This window comes from Aeromonas sp. R7-4, from assembly GCF_040908055.1.
GTDB classification, from domain to species: Bacteria; Pseudomonadota; Gammaproteobacteria; order Enterobacterales; family Aeromonadaceae; genus Aeromonas; species Aeromonas sanarellii.
Genome location: NZ_JBFODA010000050.1, coordinates 46250 through 65240, shown reverse-complemented (window position 1 = coordinate 65240; position 18991 = coordinate 46250). Strand labels below are relative to the sequence as shown.

The window sequence follows — 18991 nt, the reverse complement described above, 5'->3', positions numbered from 1 at the left end:
GACAGGTCTCCTTTAATAGGCGCGGTTCAGGCGCACTTCCAGCAGGTGCTGCAAGCGGGTGAAGAAGATGACGACGACCCAGTAGACCAGGGCTACCGCCATGAAGCTCTCGAAGAACTTGAAGGAGGAGGAGGCCTCCATCTGCGCCTTGCCCATGATCTCGGCCACCCCCAGGGTAAACGCCAGCGAGGTGCTCTTGATCATGTCGATGAAGTAGTTCATCAGGGACGGCGTCGCGATGCGGGCGGCCTGGGGCAGGATGATCCGCTGCATCGCCTGCAGCCGGCTCATGCCGATGCTGAGGGCAGCCTCCATCTGGCTCTTGTGGATGCCGAGGATGGCGGCCCGGATCGACTCGGCCATGTAGGCGGCAAAGTGCAGGGTCAGGCCTATGATGGCGGCGGTGAAGGCATCCATCCCCACGAAGATGGGGAAGAGCTGCGGCAGCCCGTAGTAGAGCAGGAACAGCTGGACGAGCAGCGGGGTACCCCGGAAGAACGAGATATACAGCATCGCCAGCCAGTGAATTGCGGGAACGCGAAAGACCCGTACTATCGCCAGGATCAGCGACAGTACGAGTGCCAATACGAATCCCCACAGGGCCATTTCCATCGTGGTGCCCAGGTATTTGAGCAGGATGGGGAACAGCCCTAGTGTGTACTCGAGATCAAATTCCATCATTTATTTGCTGGTGATGTCCGCAGAGAACCATTTTTCCGAGATCTTGGTCAGGGAGCCGTCTTTGCGCATGGCGGTCAGGGCCTCGTCGACCTTCTTCAGCAGTGCCTGCTTCTCCGGAGTCTTCAGGAAGGGCAGGGCGTTCTCGATGGTTTCGAACGGTGCGCCAGCCTGTTGCAGCGGCAGCTTGGATTCCTTGATCAGCTGGGCGGTGGAGACGCGGTCCATCACGAAGGCATCGATGCGACCCAGGGCGACATCCTGCTCGAAGGCGGAGTCATAGGTGCGGATGTCGATCTTCTTGTTCGGGTCGTTCTTGCGCAGCAGCTCTTCGAAGTTGGAGCCCAGGTTCACCGCAACGGTCTTGCCTTCCAGATCCTTGAGACCCTGGATGCTGTTGTTGCCCTTGCGCACCACGATCTGTGCGCCGTCATAGACGTAGGGCTGGGAGAAGTCGTATTTGGCCTTGCGCTCGTCGGTGATGGTGATCTGGTTGGAGATGGTATCGACGCGGCCGGTTTCCAGCATGCCGAACAGGCCGGAGAAGCTGGCGGTCACGAACTCGACCTTGTAGCCGGTGCGCTCACCGATCTGGTTCCACATGTCCACCTCGAAGCCTTGCAGCTTGTCCTGCTTGACGAAGGTGAACGGGAAATACTTGCCGGACATGCCGACCTTGATGGTTTCCTGGGCGATGGCTTGACCGGACAGGCTGGCCAGCAGAATGGCGGCGCCGGAAATCAGTTTGATGGTGGATTTCATGGGGATTCCTCTCTCTGTAGTGCTGTATTTTTAGTTGTAATCACGGGACGGCGCTGATGTTATTGGAATAAAATATAAAAAATAAATGATATTTGGTTATATAAAATAACTGTGGTCGCAGAGTTCCATTCTGTCCACATCGCCGGTTGGCGGCTGTGGGTAACTTTGGGGATGAAATGAGATCCTGGGGCGTTGGATCCTTGAAAGTCAAGGATCTTATTTGCTGGATCCGTGCGGCGGCAACTGGAGATCCGGCCACTAAAAACGTAGAATAGCCGGTCTTTACTTAATCAATTGACGGGAGTCTAGAGTGACTGCTTCGCTATGGCAGCAGTGCCTTAACCGGCTGCAAGATGAGTTGCCCTCGGCAGAATTCAGCATGTGGATCCGGCCGCTTCAAGCGGAGTTGAGTGACAATACTCTGACCCTGTATGCACCGAACCGCTTCGTTCTGGACTGGGTGCGCGACAAGTACCTGCTCCGGGTCAACGGCATCATCAACGAGCTGTGCGGGGCCGATGCTCCCACCCTGCGTTTTGACATCGGCAATCGCCCCCATCCCGTCGCGGTCGCCAGGGCGCCGGCACGCGGTGTCGAGCCTGTGAATAACTCTCCCAAGAGCTGGGAGAACAAGGCCGAAGCCAAGCCCGAGCCGAATCACAAGAGCAACACCAACGTGAACTACACCTTCGAGAATTTCGTCGAGGGTAAGTCCAACCAGCTGGCCCGTGCGGCTGCCCGTCAGGTAGCAGACAATCCGGGTGGCGCCTACAACCCGCTGTTCCTCTACGGTGGCACCGGTCTGGGCAAGACCCACCTGCTGCACGCCGTTGGCAATGCCATCAAGGATCGCAAGAAAGACGCCAAGGTCATCTACATGCACTCCGAGCGGTTCGTGCAGGACATGGTGAAGGCGCTGCAGAATAACGCCATTGAAGAGTTCAAGCGTTATTACCGTAGCGTCGATGCCCTGCTCATCGATGACATCCAGTTCTTCGCGAACAAGGAGCGCTCTCAGGAGGAGTTCTTCCACACCTTCAACGCCCTGCTCGAAGGCAACCAGCAGATCATCCTGACCTCGGATCGCTATCCGAAGGAGATCAACGGGGTGGAGGATCGTCTCAAGTCCCGCTTCGGCTGGGGTCTGACGGTGGCGATCGAGCCGCCCGAGCTGGAGACCCGGGTTGCCATCCTGATGCGCAAGGCGGACGAGAACCAGATTCACCTGCCGGACGAAGTGGCCTTCTTCATCGCCAAGCGGCTTCGCTCCAACGTCCGTGAACTGGAAGGCGCCCTCAACCGGGTGATCGCCAACGCCAACTTCACCGGCCGCGCCATCAACATCGACTTCGTGCGCGAGGCGCTGCGCGATCTCCTGGCCTTGCAGGAGAAGCTGGTCACCATCGACAACATCCAGAAGACGGTGGCGGAGTACTACAAGATCAAGCTGGCGGATCTGCTCTCCAAGCGCCGCTCCCGTTCCGTTGCCCGCCCGCGCCAGCTGGCGATGGCGCTGGCCAAGGAGCTGACGAACCACAGCTTGCCTGAGATAGGGGATGCCTTTGGTGGCCGTGACCACACCACGGTTCTTCATGCCTGCCGCAAGATCGAGCAGCTGAAGGAAGAGAGTCACGACATCAAGGAAGACTATTCCAACCTGATCCGTACCCTTTCTTCCTGATAACGGAACGGAGTGCACAGATGCAGATTGCATGTTCCAGCCTGATCCGAATCCTTTCCTCCCAATAACAACGGAGAGCACAGATGCAGCTCGAAATTAGCCGTGAGGCCCTGTTACGTCCCCTGCAACTGGTGTCCGGTGCCCTGGGTGGCCGGCCGACCCTGCCTATCCTCGGCAACGTCCTGCTCGATGTCAGCAATGGCCTGCTGTCGCTGACCGGGACCGATCTCGAGGTGGAGATGATCGGACAGGTCTATCTCAACAGCGACAGCCAGGATGGCCGCACCACGGTGCCGGCGCGCAAGCTGCTGGACATCTGTCGCGGTCTGCCGGAAGGGGCGGAGATCCGCCTCAGTACCGAGGGAGAGCGCCTCATCATCCGTTCCGGCCGCTCCCGCTTCAACCTGTCGACCCTGCCGGCGACCGAATACCCGAACATCGAGGATTGGGAATCCGTGCTCGAGTTCGACATCAGCCAGCTGGAGCTGAAAAAACTCATCGACGCGACCCAGTTCTCCATGGCGAGCCAGGATGTGCGCTACTACCTGAACGGCATGCTGTTCGAGAGCGAAGGTCACGGCCTGCGTACCGTGGCGACGGACGGCCACCGGCTGGCCACCTGCCGCCGCGAAGTGGTGCAGGAATCGCTGCCCGATCATCAGGTCATCCTGCCCCGCAAGGGGGTGCTGGAGCTGGTGCGCCTGCTGGAAGCGGAAGACAAGCCGGTACGGCTGCAAGTGGGCCGCAGCAACCTGCGCGCCGCCCTGGATGGCTTTATCTTTACCTCCAAGCTGGTGGATGGCCGTTTCCCGGACTGGCGCCGCGTCATCCCGAGAGGGAGCGACAAGGCCCTGATTGCCGGTCGCGAGGATCTGCGCCAGGCCTTTGCCCGTGCCGCCATCCTCTCCAACGAGAAATTCCGTGGGGTGCGTCTCAATCTGCAGGAAAACCTGCTGCGCATCACCGCCAACAACCCGGAACAGGAAGAAGCCGAAGAGCTGCTTGACGTACAATACGCCGCTGGCGAGATGGAGATCGGCTTCAACGTCTCCTATGTGCTGGACGTGTTGAATACGTTAAAATGTGACCAAATCCGGATCAGCCTGAGCGATTCCATCAGCAGCGCCATTATTGAGGATTTTGAGAACCAAGATGCCCAGTACGTGGTGATGCCGATGCGGATCTAGTCGTGTCCCTGGTCAAACTCCAGCTCAGCGACTTTCGCAACATCCAGCACGCCAGTCTCGCGCTGTCTCCCGGCCTCAATATCCTGGTCGGGAGCAACGGCAGCGGCAAGACCAGCGTGCTGGAAGCCATTCATTATCTTGGTCTCGGCCGCTCGTTTCGTACCCATTTGACCGGGCGGGTCATCCGCCAGGGCGAGCGGGCCTTTACCCTGTTTGCCCAGTGCGAGCTGGAGGGGCGTCAGGTGCCCATCGGGCTTGCCAAGGACAAGGGGGGCGAAACCCAGCTCAAGATCGCCGGTGCCCAGGCCCAGCGCCTGGCCGATCTGGCGGAGCTGTTGCCGGTACAGTTGATCCACCCCGATGGTTTCAGCCTGCTGACCGGTGGGCCCCAGGCTCGCCGGGCCTGGCTCGACTGGGGTGTTTTCCATCAGGAGCCGACCTTCTTCTCCCTCTGGGGGCGGGTGCGTCGGCTGTTGAAGCAGCGCAATGCCTTGCTGCGCCAGAGCACCCAGTATCGTCAACTGGCGTTCTGGGATCAGGAACTGGTGCGACTGGGTGGCGAGTTGGCGGAGTTTCGCGCCAGTTATTGTCAGGCCATTACGCCCCTGATCAAGGAGATGACGGCGGATTTTCTGCCGGAGTTCGACATCAGTCTTGGATTCTATCGAGGCTGGGAAAAAGACACTCCCCTCGATGCATTGCTGGAGGCGGGGTTCGAACGGGATCGTTCGCTGGGGTACACTGGGGTCGGTCCGCAGAAGGCGGACGTACGGCTCAAGGCGAACGGCGTGCCCGCGCAGGATATTTTGTCCAGGGGTCAGCTGAAGTTGCTGGTCTGTGCCATGCGGCTGGCCCAAGGGCTCTATTTGAATCAACATAGCAGCCGCGGCTGTATTTTTTTAATTGATGATTTTGCCTCTGAACTGGATGTCGACAAACGTCGTCTGCTGGCCGCAAGGCTGAAGCAGTGCGCGTCCCAGGTGTTCATCACCGCCATCGATACCGGTCAGCTCGCAGACATGATGGATGCGAGTGACTGCAAGCTGTTCCACGTGGAACAAGGCAAGATCTCCGAAACGTTAGAGAAGGCAGAGAGTAAGCTATGAGTGAAAATACTTACGACTCCTCGAATATCAAGGTGCTCAAGGGCCTGGATGCGGTCCGCAAGCGCCCGGGGATGTATATCGGCGATACGGACGATGGATCGGGCCTGCACCACATGGTGTTCGAGGTCGTCGACAACTCCATCGACGAGGCTCTGGCTGGCTACTGCTCCGATATCCAGGTCAAGATCCATTCCGACGGCTCCGTCTCCGTGCGCGACAACGGTCGCGGCATTCCGGTGGACATCCACCCGGAAGAGGGTCGTTCCGCCGCCGAAGTCATCATGACGGTGCTGCACGCCGGCGGCAAATTCGATGACAACTCCTACAAGGTGTCCGGCGGTCTGCACGGTGTGGGTGTCTCCGTGGTGAACGCGCTTTCCGACAAGCTGCTGCTGACCATTCGCCGCAACGGTCATGTCTACGAGCAGACCTATCATCTGGGCGAGCCGCAGGCACCCCTCAAGCAGATTGGTGACAGCACCGGCACCGGGACCGAAGTCCGCTTCTGGCCGAGCCCGACCATCTTCAGCGACACCCTGTTCCACTACGAGATCCTGGCCAAGCGTCTGCGCGAGCTCTCCTTCCTCAACTCCGGCGTCTCCATCCGCCTGATGGACGAGCGTGACGGCCGCGAGGCGCACTTCTGCTACGAAGGGGGCATCAAGGCCTTCGTCGAGTACCTGAACCAGAACAAGACCCCGATCCACCCGAAGGTGTTCCACTTCACCACAGAGCAGGACGGCATCGGTGTCGAAGTCGCCATGCAGTGGAACGACGCCTATCAGGAAGGGGTCTACTGCTTCACCAACAACATTCCGCAGCGGGATGGTGGTACCCACCTAGTGGGCTTCCGTACCGCGCTGACCCGGACGCTGAACAACTACATGGACAAGGAGGACTACAGCAAGAAGGCCAAGTCCGCCGCCAGTGGTGACGACGTCCGTGAAGGTCTGATTGCCGTTATCTCCGTCAAGGTGCCGGATCCCAAGTTCTCCTCCCAGACCAAGGACAAGCTGGTCTCGTCCGAGGTGAAGACCGCCGTGGAACAGGCGATGGGCGAGAAGCTGGCAGACTTCCTGCTGGAGAACCCGGGCGACGCCAAGATCGTGGTCAACAAGATCATCGATGCGGCCCGTGCCCGCGAAGCGGCCCGCAAGGCCCGCGAACTGACCCGCCGCAAGGGCGCGCTGGATATCGCCGGTCTGCCCGGCAAGCTGGCCGACTGTCAGGAGAAAGACCCGGCGCTCTCCGAACTCTACATAGTGGAAGGGGACTCTGCGGGCGGTTCCGCCAAGCAGGGTCGCAACCGGAAGAACCAGGCCATACTGCCGCTCAAGGGCAAGATCCTGAACGTGGAGAAGGCCCGTTTCGACAAGATGATCTCCTCCCAGGAGGTGGGCACCCTGATCACCGCCCTGGGTTGTGGCATCGGTCGCGACGAGTACAACCCGGACAAGCTGCGCTATCACAACATCATCATCATGACGGATGCGGACGTCGATGGTGCGCACATCCGTACCCTGCTGCTGACCTTCTTCTATCGTCAGATGCCGGAAATCATCGAGCGTGGCTACGTCTTCATCGCCCAGCCGCCACTCTACAAGGTGAAGAAGGGCAAGCAGGAGCAGTACCTGAAAGACGAGGACGCGCTGCTGCAGTACCAGACCGCCATGGCGCTGGATGGTGCCACCCTGCACGTCAACGAGTCTGCCCCGGCCATCGGTGGCGAGGCGCTGGAGCGTCTGGTAAACCAGCACCGTGCAGTCTCTCACCTCATCACCCGCATGTCCCGCCGCGCGCCGGAAGCCGTGCTGACCCAGCTGATCTATCAGCCTGAGTTGGACGAAACCCTGCTGGCCAGCGAGAGCGATCTGCAGGCCTGGTGCCAGAGCATGGAGGCCGTGCTCAACGAGAGCAACCATGGCATCCAGTACCAGATGCAGGTGCGCCGCGACGAGGAGCGCAGCCTGTTCGTGCCCCACGCCGTGGTACGCCAGCACGGGGTCGACCGTGAATACCCGCTGAGCTACGACTTCCTGCAGTCCGCCGAGTACCGTCAGCTGGTCTCTCTGGGCAAGGAGATCGCCAACCTGATCGAGGAAGGCGGTTACATCAAGCGTGGCGAGAAGGTCAAACCGGTCGCGAACTTCGTGGAAGCGGTCGAGTGGCTGATGGGCGAAGGCAAGCGCGGCATCTACATCCAGCGCTATAAAGGGCTGGGGGAGATGAACCCGGAGCAGCTGTGGGAGACCACCATGGATCCGGAAGCCCGTCGCATGCTGCGCGTCACCATTGACGATGCGGTCGGCGCCGACCAGCTCTTCTCCACCCTGATGGGGGATGCCGTAGAGCCCCGTCGCGACTTCATCGAGACCAACGCCCTGCGGGTCGCCAACCTCGACGTCTGATCAGACGGTCTGACAACGATCAAAAGCCGCTCCTCGTGAGCGGCTTTTTGTTTTCTGGGTGAAAGGGACATGGCGCGTTCCACGTTAAACATGAGGGACCACCATCAGACTCTGTCACCGCGAAAGGTGCGACGCCACTCCCGCGGCGACACCCCGAAGCGGGCGCGAAAGTGTTTACGCAATATGGTGGCAGATCCGAGCCCCACCAGTTCGGCGATGCGTTCCACGGTGTGGGAGCTGGACTCCAGCAGCGTCTGGCTGCGGCGCAGGCGCTCCGCCAGCAGCCACTCCCCGAGGGAGAGACCGGTGGCGAGCTGGAAGCGGCGGGTAAAGGTGCGTCGGCTCATCATGCAATGTTCCGCCAGGCTGTCCAGGGTGTGGGGAGCGGCCAGGTGCAGGCGCAGGTGATCGAACAGCTGGTTGATCCTGGCATCCCGGGTGGAGGCGGGCACCGGCTGCTCGATGAACTGAGCCTGGCCACCCTCCCGATGGGGAGGCACCACCAGTCGCCTGGCCAGCTTGTTGGCAATCTGGCTGCCGTGATGCTGGCGAACCAGATAGAGGCAGCAGTCCAGGCTGGCGGCGGTGCCTGCCGAGGTGATGAGCCCGTCGTCGTCGACATAGAGGGCATTGGTATCGAGCCGCACCCGGGGGAAGCGCTGGACGAACTCCTGTTCAAACTCCCAGTGGGTGGCGGCACCGCGTCCGTCCAGCAGGCCGGCGTAGGCCAGCACATAGGTACCGAGACAGAGCCCCACTATCTGGGCTCCCCTGATCCGGGCGGCAACCAGGGCATCGAGCAGGGGTTGGGCAGGACGCTCGGCCGGATCGCGCCAGAAGGGGATGATGATGATATCCGCCTCCAGCAGCCCCTCCAGGCCATAGTCGGCCTCCATGCGAAAACCCTGGGAGGAGGCGGGTTGCCGCGTGTCATCCCCGGCGCAGAGCCTCAGCTCGAACAACGACTGGCCCGGCATCATCTTGTCGCCAAAGATGAGGCAGGGCACCGAGCAGTGAAAGGGGCTGAAGCGATCGAAGGTGATGACGGCGACGATGAGGGGACGGGGCATGGTGGCAGACTCCTTTGCACTCGGATCCCCATCATACGGGGCGGCAACAGAAAGCCGAAGGGCCATGTGGTACCAGGCCCCTCGATCAGAGCACCATGGATTCACCATCCTCGGGCACCCGTACCCGGTCTGCCATCCCCTGGCTGTCCAGGTAGTCGCGCAGCTCCCACCGGGACAGCAGGGCATGATTGACCGCCTCCATGTGGCTGGCGATCAGGGTGGCCTGCGGGGCGGCCTGATAGACGGCGGCCACATCCTCCTTGCCCATGATGATGGCGCCCAGACCCGTCACCTGGGCATCGCCGCAGTTGAGGATGACGACCTCGGGCTGGTACCGGTGCAGCGCTTGTTCAACCTGGGCATTCCAGACGGTGTCACCGGCCAGATAGAGGGTCTTCTCGGCCGGGTGGGAGAAGACCACCCCGCTGACCTCGCCAAGGCGATCTCCCAGCAAGGCCATGATGGTGTCGCTGCCGTGTCGGCCTTCCGTCTGTTGCAGGCGGATGCCGGCGAACTCGCCGACCTCGCCCAGCAGGCGCACATCCTCGAAGCCGCATCCCCTCATGGTGTCGGCATCTTTCTGATGCTGTACGAACAGAGGGAGGTGCCTGGGGACCCGTTGCTGCGCGGCCGGGTCCCAGTGATCCAGATGGTCATGGGTGACGATCACCGCATCCACGTCCAGCAGGGTCGCCATGGGCAGCGGCAGCTCTACCAGGGGGTTACGAAGATGGCTGTTGGCCATGCCTTCGAAGCCGGGGTAGCTCCCCTTGGGGGCCAGCATGGGGTCGATGAGGAAGCGGGCTCCTGCGTAGTGGATGAGCAGGGTGGCGTTGCGAACCTGGGTAATCTTCATGGCGTGCTCCGGTTTCTCGTTGGGGACACGGCCAGTATGGAGGGATGGGGGGCGGATCATGAGTGGCCCGCAGGCAAATTATCGATCTAATCGGGCCATTCTTGATGGCCGGTATTTCTTTTGTTTTTACCCCTTGAAAGCCAAATGCTGGCCCCTATATAGATAACAAGGCCGGAACGCTCGACAGAGGTTTCGACCAGGCGCCCGTCCATCAGGAGGGCAAACAATCCGTTATCGCTCAAAAGAGGGTAATACTATGCGTTCTATCGACTTCTCTCCGCTCTATCGTTCTGCCATCGGTTTCGATCGTCTGGCCACTCTCATCGAATCTGCCGCCAGCAATGGCAATGCCGGTTACCCCCCCTACAACATCGAGCAGCTGGGTGACAGCGACTACCGCATCAGCATGGCGGTGGCGGGCTTTACCCAGGAAGAGCTGGAGCTGAGCTTCCAGGAGAATCTGCTGACGGTGAAGGGCAACAAACAGGCCGACACCGAGCGCAACTACCTCTATCAAGGCATAGCCGAACGCGGCTTCGAGCGTCGCTTCCAGCTGGCCGACTATGTGCGGGTGAAGGGCGCCGACCTGAAAAACGGTCTGCTGCACATCGACCTAGTGCGCGAAGTGCCCGAGGCGATGAAGCCCCGCAAGATCGAGATCAACGGCTGACAGCCAGACCTCGTTGCATTGTTGATGTTTCCCGGGTGCCGATTGACGGGCCCGTGGAGAGAGTAAACCCTGTTGCTTTATAGAAGGATAGGATCATGCGTAACCTCGATTTTTCTCATCTCTATTCCAATGCCGTCGGCTTCGAGCGGATGGCCCGCGAGCTGGAAGGCCTGTTCGATCAGAAGACCTCGGCCTACCCCCCGTACAACATCGAAAAGCGGGATCAGGACGGCTATCGCATCACGGTTGCCGTGGCTGGTTTCGATCGCAATGAGCTGGAGCTGGAGACCGAAAACGGCACCCTCAAGGTGAAGGGGCGCAAGGTCGCCTCCATGGGCGAGCGCCAGTTCCTTCATCAGGGGATCGCCGAGCGGGACTTCGAGCTCGCCTTCAAGCTGAGCCAGCACGTGGAAGTGCAGGGGGCCAAACTGGAGCACGGTCTGCTGACCATAGAGCTGGCCCGGGAGCTGCCGGAGGCGCTCAAGCCCCGCGCCATCCCCATCGGCAAACCCGAGCAACTGGCGCTGCCCGGCTAAACAGTATCGCTGACCACCCGATAGAAGAGAGGCCTGCATTTGCAGGCCTCTCTGTTTTTGTATCGCCGAGAGGGATTAGCCGGCGTAGAGAGCGTTGATCTCGTCGGCCAGAATGGCGATGCCGCGGCGTACCAGTTCCTCGCTCTGGGCATAGTTGAGGCGGATGCACTCCTGGCTGTGGCGCCACTCGGGGTCGTCGATGCCGGGGAAGAAGTAGTGGCCGGGCACGATCAGCAGGTTCTTCTCCTTCAACCGCTCGTAGAGCGCCTGACTGTGGATCGGCAGGTCTTCGAACCAGAGCCAGAGGAAGAGGGCACCCTCCGGCTTGTGGATGTGGAAGCGCGGATCCGGAATGGCCTCGCGCAGCAACTGGACCGCGAAAGCGGCTTTCTGCTGGTAGAAGGGTTTCACCACCTGTTCGCTCAGGGTGATGATGTCACCGCTCTCTATCATTGGAATGGTGATGGCGGGGCCCAGGCTGCCCGGCGCCAGATTGATGATGCCGCTCAGGTTGGTGATGGCCCGGATGATCTTCTCGTCGGCGATGACGATGCCGCAACGGGTGCCCGGCAGACCGAGCTTGGAGAGGCTCATGCAGAGGATGGTGTTGGCGTTCCAGAACGGCCTGGCTTCGCTGAAGATGATGCCGGGGAAGGGGACGCCGTAGGCGTTGTCGATGAGAAGCGGGATCCCCTTGTCACGGGCGATCTGATCGAGGTGCTCGATCTCCTCGTCGGTGAGCACGTTGCCGGTGGGGTTGGTTGGCCGGGAGACGCAGATCACCCCGATGTCGTCGCCCACCTGCAGGCTCTCGAAATCCACGTGGTATTTGAACTGGCCGTCGGGCAGCTTCTCTATGGTGGGCTTGTAGGCGACGAAGTGATCCTCCGAGAGGGCCGAGTCGGCATAGCCGATGTATTCGGGGGCAAGCGGGAACAGCACCTTCTTCTTGCGGCCGTCGGCGAACTCACCGGCCAGCAGGTTGAACAGATAGAAGAAGGCGTTCTGGCTGCCATTGGTCAGGGCGATGTTGCGGGACGAGATCGCCCAGCCCAGCTCCTTGCTGAGCAGCCCGGCCAGCGCTCTGGTGAATCTGTCCTTGCCCTGGGGGCCATCGTAGTTGGCCATGGCCTTGATCAGTTCGCCGTTGTCGAGCAGGGTTTTGGCCTCGGCCTGAAAGCGTTCCAGCATGGCGGGGATGGGGGCCGGGTTGCCGCCTCCCAGCATGATGGCGTCTGGGTTCAGCAGTCCCTGATTGAGGTCATCCATGAGTTGGGTAATACCGGCGTGGCGAGTGAACTTCTCGCCGAACAAGGAGAATTCCATTCGGTGGCAAATCCAGAGTCAGTTAGAGGAAGAGCTAGCACCATAGCTCACTTCAAAAGCGGGTGTCGATGAAAAAAACGGGACGTTCCACGTGGAACAGGGTTGCCATTATGGAGGTGGTAAAAAAAACCATTTATAGGTTTTAAAATAACCAATATTCGATCCGGGAAGGGGCGTGGAGGCATCAAAAAATTATTTATATCAATAAAATCATGATTTTATAAATCTGGCACAACTATTGGAATAACTCTCTGGTCATCTCAACCACACCGGAGCACACCAGATGAAGATCCTGATCGCTACCCTGATTGCCAGCAGCCTGAGCCTGAATGCCATGGCCGCCGAGAACCCCAGACCCGAACTGGACAGCGCCGGGTTGCAGCAGGAGGTGCTGGCCCTGCAGCAGCAGGCATCCCATGACGTAGTGGCAGAGGCCATCCACAACCTCAAGCCGCTGGCCCTGGAGACCCTGGTGGTGGAGGCGAGCTCGGCCGATGCGACTCACCCCGAGAGTTGAGGTAGCGCAAGGGGGTCTGCCCCGTGTGCTGCCTGAAGAAGCTGATGAAGGCGCTGTCGCTGGCAAACTCCAGGGCAGCCGCCACCCGGCTGATGGGCTCGGCATCGGCCAGCAGTTCCATGGCCCGCAACAGCCGCCACTGCTGGCGCCAGGCCTGGTAGCTCATGCCGGTCTCCCGCATGAAGATGCGACCTATGGTCTTGTCACTGGCACCCACCCGTTCGGCCAGCCGGTTGAGCCGATCGGGCAGGGTGTCACCCCGCTTTATCTCCTGCAGCCAGTCGACCAGACGCCCGTCTGACGGCAGCGGCAGCTGCCAGGATTCCCGCGGCGCTTGCGCCAGCTCCTCCTTCAGCAGCGCCAGGGTGCAATGCTGTTCCACCTCCGGTTTGTCCCACGGCCAGAGTGCCATCCGCTCGATGATCTCCCGCAGCAGCGGGTTGACCGCCAGCACCGCCATCTCGGTCGGCAATGCTGGTCTCGGCTGGAAATAGAGGGAGCGATAGGCCACCACCCCGCGCATCAGCACCCGATGGGGCAGGCCCGCTGGCAGCCAGGCTGCCCGCGTCGGCGGGAGCAGGCAGACCCGATTGTCCAGCTCTATGGTCATGCAGCCGGCCTGGGCGAACAGCAGCTGATGACGCCGGTGTTGATGGCGGCCGGAGTCGTGCCAGCCGAGGGCAGCGGCGATGCCAACCACGGGGCCATAGTGCTGGTCGGGGTCGAAGGGGTGATCGGGAAGAATAAAGGCCATGTGTCCGATTATTGATGTTTATAGTCCTGCTTATTGTAATCGGACAATCGGTGACTCTCTAGAATGACGCCTTTGTGAAGGAGGTATGTCATGAGCAACAGGTTGCCGCCGCGCTGGCTGCTGGTGGCTTTGATGATGTTTCCCCAGATAGTGGAGACCATCTACAGCCCGGTACTGACCCAGATCGCCACTGAGTTTCGGGTGAGCGATGGGCAGGCATCCCAGACCCTGTCGGTCTATTTTCTGGCGTTTGCGGCGGGCGTGGTCTGCTGGGGCCGGCTGTGCGATCTGGTCGGGCGGCGCCCCGCCATGCTGGCGGGGTTATTTACCTATGGCACCGGCACTCTGCTGGCGCTGCTGGCCACTCAATTTGAAACTCTGCTGCTGGCCCGGCTCATCGCGGCCTTCGGCGCCGCCGTGGGCTCCGTGGTGACCCAGACCATGCTGCGCGACAGCTATCGGGGCAGCGAGCTGGCGCGGGTCTTCTCGGTGATGGGCATAGCGCTCTCCCTGAGCCCGGTGCTGGGGTTGGTGAGCGGCGGCCAGCTGGTGAGCTGGTTCGGCTATCTCGGGGTGTTCGGCGCCCTGCTGGTGTTGGCCGCCGGATTGCTGTTGGTGGCCTGCTGGCAACTGCCGGAGACCCGCCCAGCCATCACGCAACAGATAGCCCTCTGGCCGCTGGCATGCCGGATGGCCCGTGACCCGGGCTTGTGGCGCAGCGCCGCTCTGGTGGCCCTGTTCAACACCATGCTGTTCGGTTACTACAGCCTGGCGCCCTTCCTGTTTGCCGGGTTGGGGCTGAGCGCGGGCGAGTTTGGTTACACAGGGATCCTGCTTGCTCTGGCGACCCTGGGGGGCAGCCTCCTGAACCAGCGGCTGCTGGGGCTTGGTTGGCCGCAGGCCTCAGTGGTTCGGCTAGCCTGCGGCCTGGCACTCATCTGCGGGGCCTGGGTGTGGCTCAGTCAGGGCGGCCTCTGGTTCCTGTTGCCCATGATGGGGGTGGTGGTGGCGTTTGGGCTGGCGATCCCCAATGTGCTGAGCCAGGCGCTGCTGGCCTATCGGGAGGTGGCGGGCAGTGCCGGCGCCCTGTTCGGGCTCGGCTACTATCTGCTGCTCGGTCTGGGGTTGGCCATCGCCGCCCTGTTGCAGGATCTTGGCCTGCTGCTCGGCGGCTGCGGTCTGCTGGCATTGATCTGCGGCTGGCGTCGTTCCACGTGAAACATCAGCTGCCGATAAAGCGGTAGCCGATGCCGGACTCAGTCTCGATAAGGGTGGGTTACTGGGAATGTTGCCGCCCAGCTTCTTGCTGCAACATCAACTGCCGATAAAGCGGTAGCCAATGCCGGATTCAGTCTCGATAAGGGTGGGTTGATGGGGATTGTCCCCCAGCTTCTTGCGCAGGCTGGCGATGAGGATGCGCAGGTAGTGGGTGTCCTCCTTGTGACTCGGTCCCCAGATGTCGTTGAGCAGCTGGGTCTGCTGCACCAGCTTGCCGGGGTGGCACACCAGTGCCTGCAACAGGGCGAACTCCTTGCGGGAGAGGGGGATCTCTTCGCCTTGCAGCGTGACTCTGTGGCTGCTGCTGTCCAGGGTCAGCCCGCACTGGGGGAAGTGGCGGCACTCGCCGCTGGTGGCCCCCGCACGCTGGCGCAGCAGCACCCGGATGCGGGCCATCATCTCGCCGACGCCGAACGGCTTGCTCATGTAGTCGTTCGCTCCCGCATCCAGCAATCGCACCTTCTCCTGCTCGGAGTCCCGCGCCGACAGCACCAGCACGGGGTTGGCGTGGTGCTCGCGAATGGCCTGCAGCACCTGGAGACCGTCACCGTCCGGCAGGCCGAGATCCAGAATCACCAGGTCGGGATTGAGGTGGCGATACTGCGCCAGCCCCTCGCCGATACTCACGGCTTCGCTCACCTGGTGCCCCTCGGCGACCAGGCTGATGCGCAGGAAGCGGCGGATGGCCGCTTCATCATCTATGACCAGGATATGGGCCATTCGACCTCCGGCAGTGAAGATGGAAGAGAGAGAAACCGGCCAGGCCTGTGCATCTACACCTCGGGCGCATTGAGGGCCAGCGGCAGGGAGATGCGCATGCAGGTGCCGTTGCCGTTTGGCCCGGCGAATGCCCAGATGCGGCCGCCGTGGGCCTCTATCATAGCGCGGGAAATGGCGAGGCCAAGCCCGGTGCCGCGGCTGCCGCAGTCGCCGACCGGCTGGGTGTAGAAGAGGTTGAAGATCTTGTCCCTGTCCGACTCGGCGATGCCGACCCCGATATCGATGATGTCGATGATGAGGTCGGGGTCCGCCAGCATCACCTTGAACTCGATGGGGGTGCCAGCTGGTGAGTAGCGGGAGGCATTGTCGAGGATGTTGACCAGCACCTGCTCGATCAGGGCGCCGTGCACATAGAGCCGGGGGAGCTGCTGATCGAAGTGCACCAGCAGCTTGTGCTGGCGCCAGGAGGAGTCGAGCCGCTTGCGGGCGCTCTCCACCAGATCGGCGAGCTCGACCCAGTCCCGCTTCAGCTGGAAGTCCGGCGAGCCGATGCGGGTCATGTCCAGCAGGTTCTGCACATAGCTGTGCAGGCGGCGCGCCTCGTCCTGCACCGAGTGCAGCAGTTCGCTGCGATCCTCCGCACTTATCCGATCACCGTATTCCAGCAGGGTGCTGCCGGCCCCCATGATGGTGGCGAGCGGCGTCTTCAGATCGTGGGAGACGGAGGAGAGCAGGGCGGCACGCATCCGATCCGTCTCCGCCTGCAGCTGGCTGTCCGCCAGCCGCTCGTTAAGATCGATACGGGCCAGGGCGGCACGGATGTCGGTGAGCAGCGCCTGCAGTTGATGCTCGGCGGAGGAGGCGAGCGGTTTGGCCAGCCGGATGCCGAGCACCAGCTCGTCGCTGAGGTGATGATACTGGGCCTCGGCCGCGTTGAGGGTGGCGGTGTGGGCGCCGGCGCTCTGCTTCTGGGCCAGGCACCAGTCGATAGCCGCCTTGTCGGTCTGGCCGGGTCCCCGCAGTTCGTCACCGGCCCTGTGCTGGTAATCCTCGTCGAGGGCAAACACCGGCTGGCCCAGGGCCAGGGCGATGGCCTGAGTGCCCTGTCGCAGCACTTCCACCGGGTTGCTGGCGGTGGCCAACCCCTGGCTCAACGACAGCAGGGCAGTGCCGAGCTGCTGGGTCTCGCGCAGCCCCACCAGCTGCTGGCGCTGGCGTGAGGCGAGCCGGCCGGCCGCGATGCCGACAATAAGCAGCACGAACAGGGTGAGCAGGTCGCTTTGGCTGGCCACGCTGAGTGAGAAATAGGGGGGCGTGAACAACAGGTTGTGGGCCACGAAGCCGAGCACCGCCGCCAGGATGGCGGGCACCAGGCTGGTGGTGAGGGCGGTGGCCAGCACCCCCAGCACGAACAGCATGGGCAGGGAGGCGGGTGGCAGCCAGTGGGAGAGCCCCCAGACGACGGCCGAGGTCGCGCCCATGATGGCGACTGCCAGCAGGCTCTGGCGGATGTCCTTGGGACCGACGGGGTGCAGACCCTTACCGGGCTTGCGCGTCTCCGTATCCACTAGCGTGATCTCGAACCCCTTGGCCTGTTTCAGCAGGTGCTGCACCAGGGAGCGGCGCCAGGGGGGATTGTGCGGTTTACCGAGCAGCAGCTGCGATACCTGCTGCTGCTCGGCGGTCTCCAGCAGGGCATCGGCCACCGCCGGGTTGGAGAGGGTCAGCACCCTGGCGCCGAGCTGGGAGGCCAGCGCCAGCGCCTGCTCCACCTCGGCCGAGCGTTGCCCCTTGCTGTCGATGTGCACCACCAGCCAGGGTAGCTGCCGGCGCTGGGCGAAGCGGTGGCCGTAGCGCACCAGGGAGGCGCCGTGCTGTTCGCCGAGACAGACCATCAGCTTGCCCCGCAGCGGCAGGGTGCTCTTGCCCGCCGCCTGCCACTGCAGTTGCAGATCCCCCTCCACATGGCTGGCGGCAGTCTGCATCGCCAGCTCGCGCAAGGCGGTCAGGTTGTTGAGGGAGAAGAAGGATTGCAGGGCGGCCTTGGCCTGGTGGGGCACATAGACCTTGCCCTCCTTGAGGCGGTCGAGCAGCTCCTTGGGGGGCAGGTCGATCAGGATGATGCTGTCGGCATCCAGCAGCACCTGATCCGGCAGGGTCTCCTTGACCCTGACCCCGGTCAGCTGCCACACCAGATCGTTGAGGCTCTCCAGGTGCTGCACGTTCAGGGTGGTGTAGACGTCGATGCCGGCGCCGAGCAATTCCTCCACATCCTGCCAGCGCTTCTCGTGGCGGCTGCCCGGGGCATTGGTGTGGGCCAGCTCGTCCACCACGGCGATGGCGGGCTTGCGCTCAAGCAGGCCATCGAGGTCCATCTCTTCCAGCCGCTGTTGACGGTGAGAGTAGAGTTGGCGCGGCTGGATGGGCAGTTTGTCCAGCAGGGCCAGGGTCTCCTGGCGGCCGTGGGTCTCCACCACGCCGATCAGGATGTCGACACCCTCCCTGGCCTGTTCCCGCACCGCCTGCAACATGGCGTAGGTCTTGCCGACCCCGGGGGCGGCGCCGAGGAAGACTTTCAGCTTGCCCTTGTGTTCCTCTTCCAGGCTGGCCAGCAAGGCGTCGGCCCTCACCTCATCACGCATCCCCGTGCTCCCGTTGCGTCGGCCTTACCGCGGCCGTGACCTCATTGCTCATGCTTGTCCCCGGCGGGCCCTGCGGCTGCGTTGAAAGGGGTGATCTACTGCATCGCAAGGAGCGCCCTCAGGCGCCCTTTTGATGATCGAGTTGCAGGTTCAACTGGAGAATGTTGACCACCTGCGGGCCAAGGATACCAGCTTGTGTCGCCGATTTGACCCGCTCCGTCAGCACGGCGGGATCCAGTCCCCGTTCCTTGGCCACCCTGTCCACCTGGGACAGCACAGCATCCAGCGGCAGGTGGGGATCCAGCCCCGAGCCGGAGCGCGTCAGCAGGGTCGGTGACGGGTTGCCGGGCTGGGCCTTGGCCGCCTCATTGGCAAACTCGGCCCGCAGGGGGGAGCTCATGCCGAGGTTGCTGGCGCCGCTGCCGATGGTGGCGAAGTCGCTGGCGGAGGGGCGGGAGTGGAAGTACTCCGCCCGCTCGAACTTCTGGGCCAGCAGGGCGCTGCCGATCAGCTGTTGCTTGTCGTCGTGCAGCTGGCTGCCGTTGGCCTGCCAGGGGAACAGCACCTGGGCCAGCCCGGTGACGGCCAGCGGATACGCCACCCCCAGCAGCAGGGTCAGGGTCAGCAGGGTTCTGATTGCGATCATGATGTAGTTGCTCCAAATGTGTTGAGTGGATGCGGGTCTGCCCCGCATCCGTTGATGCCGTTACACCAGCCCCAGGCCGGTGATGACCAGGTCGATCAACTTGATGCCGATGTATGGGTGCACGATCGGGCCGTAGATACCATTGCGCGGCGTT

General features: G+C 62.1%; 17 protein-coding genes. 8 read left to right on the top strand and 9 right to left on the bottom strand.

The window, feature by feature from the left end; translation table 11 throughout:
* Positions 1 to 12: 12 nt before the first annotated feature.
* Together AB5Y72_RS13290 and AB5Y72_RS13285 are read right to left on the bottom strand one after the other, a co-directional pair.
* Positions 13 to 681, bottom strand: a complete 669-nt coding sequence (locus tag AB5Y72_RS13290; RefSeq protein ID WP_081843891.1) for an amino acid ABC transporter permease — start codon at positions 679 to 681, stop codon at positions 13 to 15.
* Positions 682 to 1440 (bottom strand): amino acid ABC transporter substrate-binding protein, encoded by a 759-nt coding sequence (locus tag AB5Y72_RS13285; protein WP_042079067.1) that lies wholly within the window; start codon positions 1438 to 1440, stop codon positions 682 to 684.
* Between the two features lie 310 nt (positions 1441 to 1750).
* Between AB5Y72_RS13285 and dnaA the strand changes: the two genes are divergently transcribed.
* The 4 genes from dnaA to gyrB all read left to right on the top strand — a co-directional run bounded on the left by dnaA (position 1751) and on the right by gyrB (position 7822).
* A complete protein-coding gene (gene dnaA / locus AB5Y72_RS13280) occupies positions 1751 to 3121 on the top strand; it encodes a chromosomal replication initiator protein DnaA (protein WP_325783292.1) in 1371 nt (456 codons plus the stop codon).
* An 83-nt stretch (positions 3122 to 3204) separates the two neighbouring features.
* The gene (dnaN, locus tag AB5Y72_RS13275) at positions 3205 to 4308 is read left to right on the top strand and encodes a DNA polymerase III subunit beta (protein ID WP_053287949.1); all 1104 of its coding nucleotides are present in this window, start codon (positions 3205 to 3207) and stop codon (positions 4306 to 4308) included.
* A gap of 2 nt (positions 4309 to 4310) precedes the next feature.
* On the top strand, positions 4311 to 5414 hold the full coding sequence (gene recF, locus AB5Y72_RS13270; protein WP_325783293.1) for a DNA replication/repair protein RecF: 1104 nt from the start codon (positions 4311 to 4313) through the stop codon (positions 5412 to 5414).
* Positions 5411 to 7822, top strand: a complete 2412-nt coding sequence (gene gyrB / locus AB5Y72_RS13265) for a DNA topoisomerase (ATP-hydrolyzing) subunit B (protein WP_368199069.1) — start codon at positions 5411 to 5413, stop codon at positions 7820 to 7822. The genes recF and gyrB overlap by 4 nt, the downstream gene beginning before the upstream one ends.
* A gap of 104 nt (positions 7823 to 7926) precedes the next feature.
* Here the strand turns inward: gyrB and AB5Y72_RS13260 are convergent, their stop codons facing one another.
* Complete coding sequence (locus AB5Y72_RS13260) at positions 7927 to 8892, bottom strand: helix-turn-helix domain-containing protein (RefSeq protein ID WP_323910118.1); 966 nt, start codon at positions 8890 to 8892, stop codon at positions 7927 to 7929.
* 85 nt (positions 8893 to 8977) lie between these two features.
* On the bottom strand, positions 8978 to 9748 hold the full coding sequence (locus tag AB5Y72_RS13255) for an MBL fold metallo-hydrolase (RefSeq protein WP_325783295.1): 771 nt from the start codon (positions 9746 to 9748) through the stop codon (positions 8978 to 8980).
* A gap of 256 nt (positions 9749 to 10004) precedes the next feature.
* On the opposite strand from AB5Y72_RS13255, the gene AB5Y72_RS13250 reads away from it, so the two are divergent.
* The gene (locus tag AB5Y72_RS13250) at positions 10005 to 10418 is read left to right on the top strand and encodes an Hsp20 family protein (RefSeq protein WP_043808971.1); all 414 of its coding nucleotides are present in this window, start codon (positions 10005 to 10007) and stop codon (positions 10416 to 10418) included.
* A gap of 95 nt (positions 10419 to 10513) precedes the next feature.
* Positions 10514 to 10954, top strand: a complete 441-nt coding sequence (locus AB5Y72_RS13245; RefSeq protein ID WP_325783296.1) for an Hsp20 family protein — start codon at positions 10514 to 10516, stop codon at positions 10952 to 10954.
* 75 nt (positions 10955 to 11029) lie between these two features.
* On the opposite strand, the gene AB5Y72_RS13240 is transcribed toward AB5Y72_RS13245, so the two are convergent.
* A complete protein-coding gene (locus AB5Y72_RS13240) occupies positions 11030 to 12280 on the bottom strand; it encodes a valine--pyruvate transaminase (protein WP_325783297.1) in 1251 nt (416 codons plus the stop codon).
* Positions 12281 to 12563: 283 nt separating this feature from the next.
* Between AB5Y72_RS13240 and AB5Y72_RS13235 the strand changes: the two genes are divergently transcribed.
* Positions 12564 to 12797 carry a hypothetical protein gene (locus AB5Y72_RS13235; RefSeq protein ID WP_042079061.1) on the top strand — a complete coding sequence of 78 codons (234 nt, stop codon included), beginning with the start codon at positions 12564 to 12566 and terminating at the stop codon, positions 12795 to 12797.
* Here AB5Y72_RS13235 and AB5Y72_RS13230 read toward each other — a convergent pair.
* On the bottom strand, positions 12727 to 13551 hold the full coding sequence (locus tag AB5Y72_RS13230) for a helix-turn-helix transcriptional regulator (protein ID WP_318162335.1): 825 nt from the start codon (positions 13549 to 13551) through the stop codon (positions 12727 to 12729). The genes AB5Y72_RS13235 and AB5Y72_RS13230 overlap by 71 nt on opposite strands.
* A gap of 90 nt (positions 13552 to 13641) precedes the next feature.
* On the opposite strand from AB5Y72_RS13230, the gene AB5Y72_RS13225 reads away from it, so the two are divergent.
* Positions 13642 to 14769, top strand: coding sequence for a multidrug effflux MFS transporter (locus AB5Y72_RS13225; RefSeq protein ID WP_368199068.1), 1128 nt, complete (start codon positions 13642 to 13644; stop codon positions 14767 to 14769).
* Positions 14770 to 14865: 96 nt separating this feature from the next.
* Here AB5Y72_RS13225 and AB5Y72_RS13220 read toward each other — a convergent pair whose 3' ends face one another.
* The 3 genes from AB5Y72_RS13220 to AB5Y72_RS13210 all read right to left on the bottom strand — a co-directional run bounded on the left by AB5Y72_RS13220 (position 14866) and on the right by AB5Y72_RS13210 (position 18837).
* Positions 14866 to 15549: a response regulator gene (locus tag AB5Y72_RS13220; protein ID WP_325783299.1), complete on the bottom strand. Its 684-nt coding sequence runs from the start codon at positions 15547 to 15549 to the stop codon at positions 14866 to 14868.
* A 53-nt stretch (positions 15550 to 15602) separates the two neighbouring features.
* Positions 15603 to 18191: a sensor histidine kinase KdpD gene (locus AB5Y72_RS13215; protein WP_325783300.1), complete on the bottom strand. Its 2589-nt coding sequence runs from the start codon at positions 18189 to 18191 to the stop codon at positions 15603 to 15605.
* A 118-nt stretch (positions 18192 to 18309) separates the two neighbouring features.
* On the bottom strand, positions 18310 to 18837 hold the full coding sequence (locus AB5Y72_RS13210) for a potassium-transporting ATPase subunit C (protein ID WP_325783301.1): 528 nt from the start codon (positions 18835 to 18837) through the stop codon (positions 18310 to 18312).
* Positions 18838 to 18991: the final 154 nt, after the last annotated feature.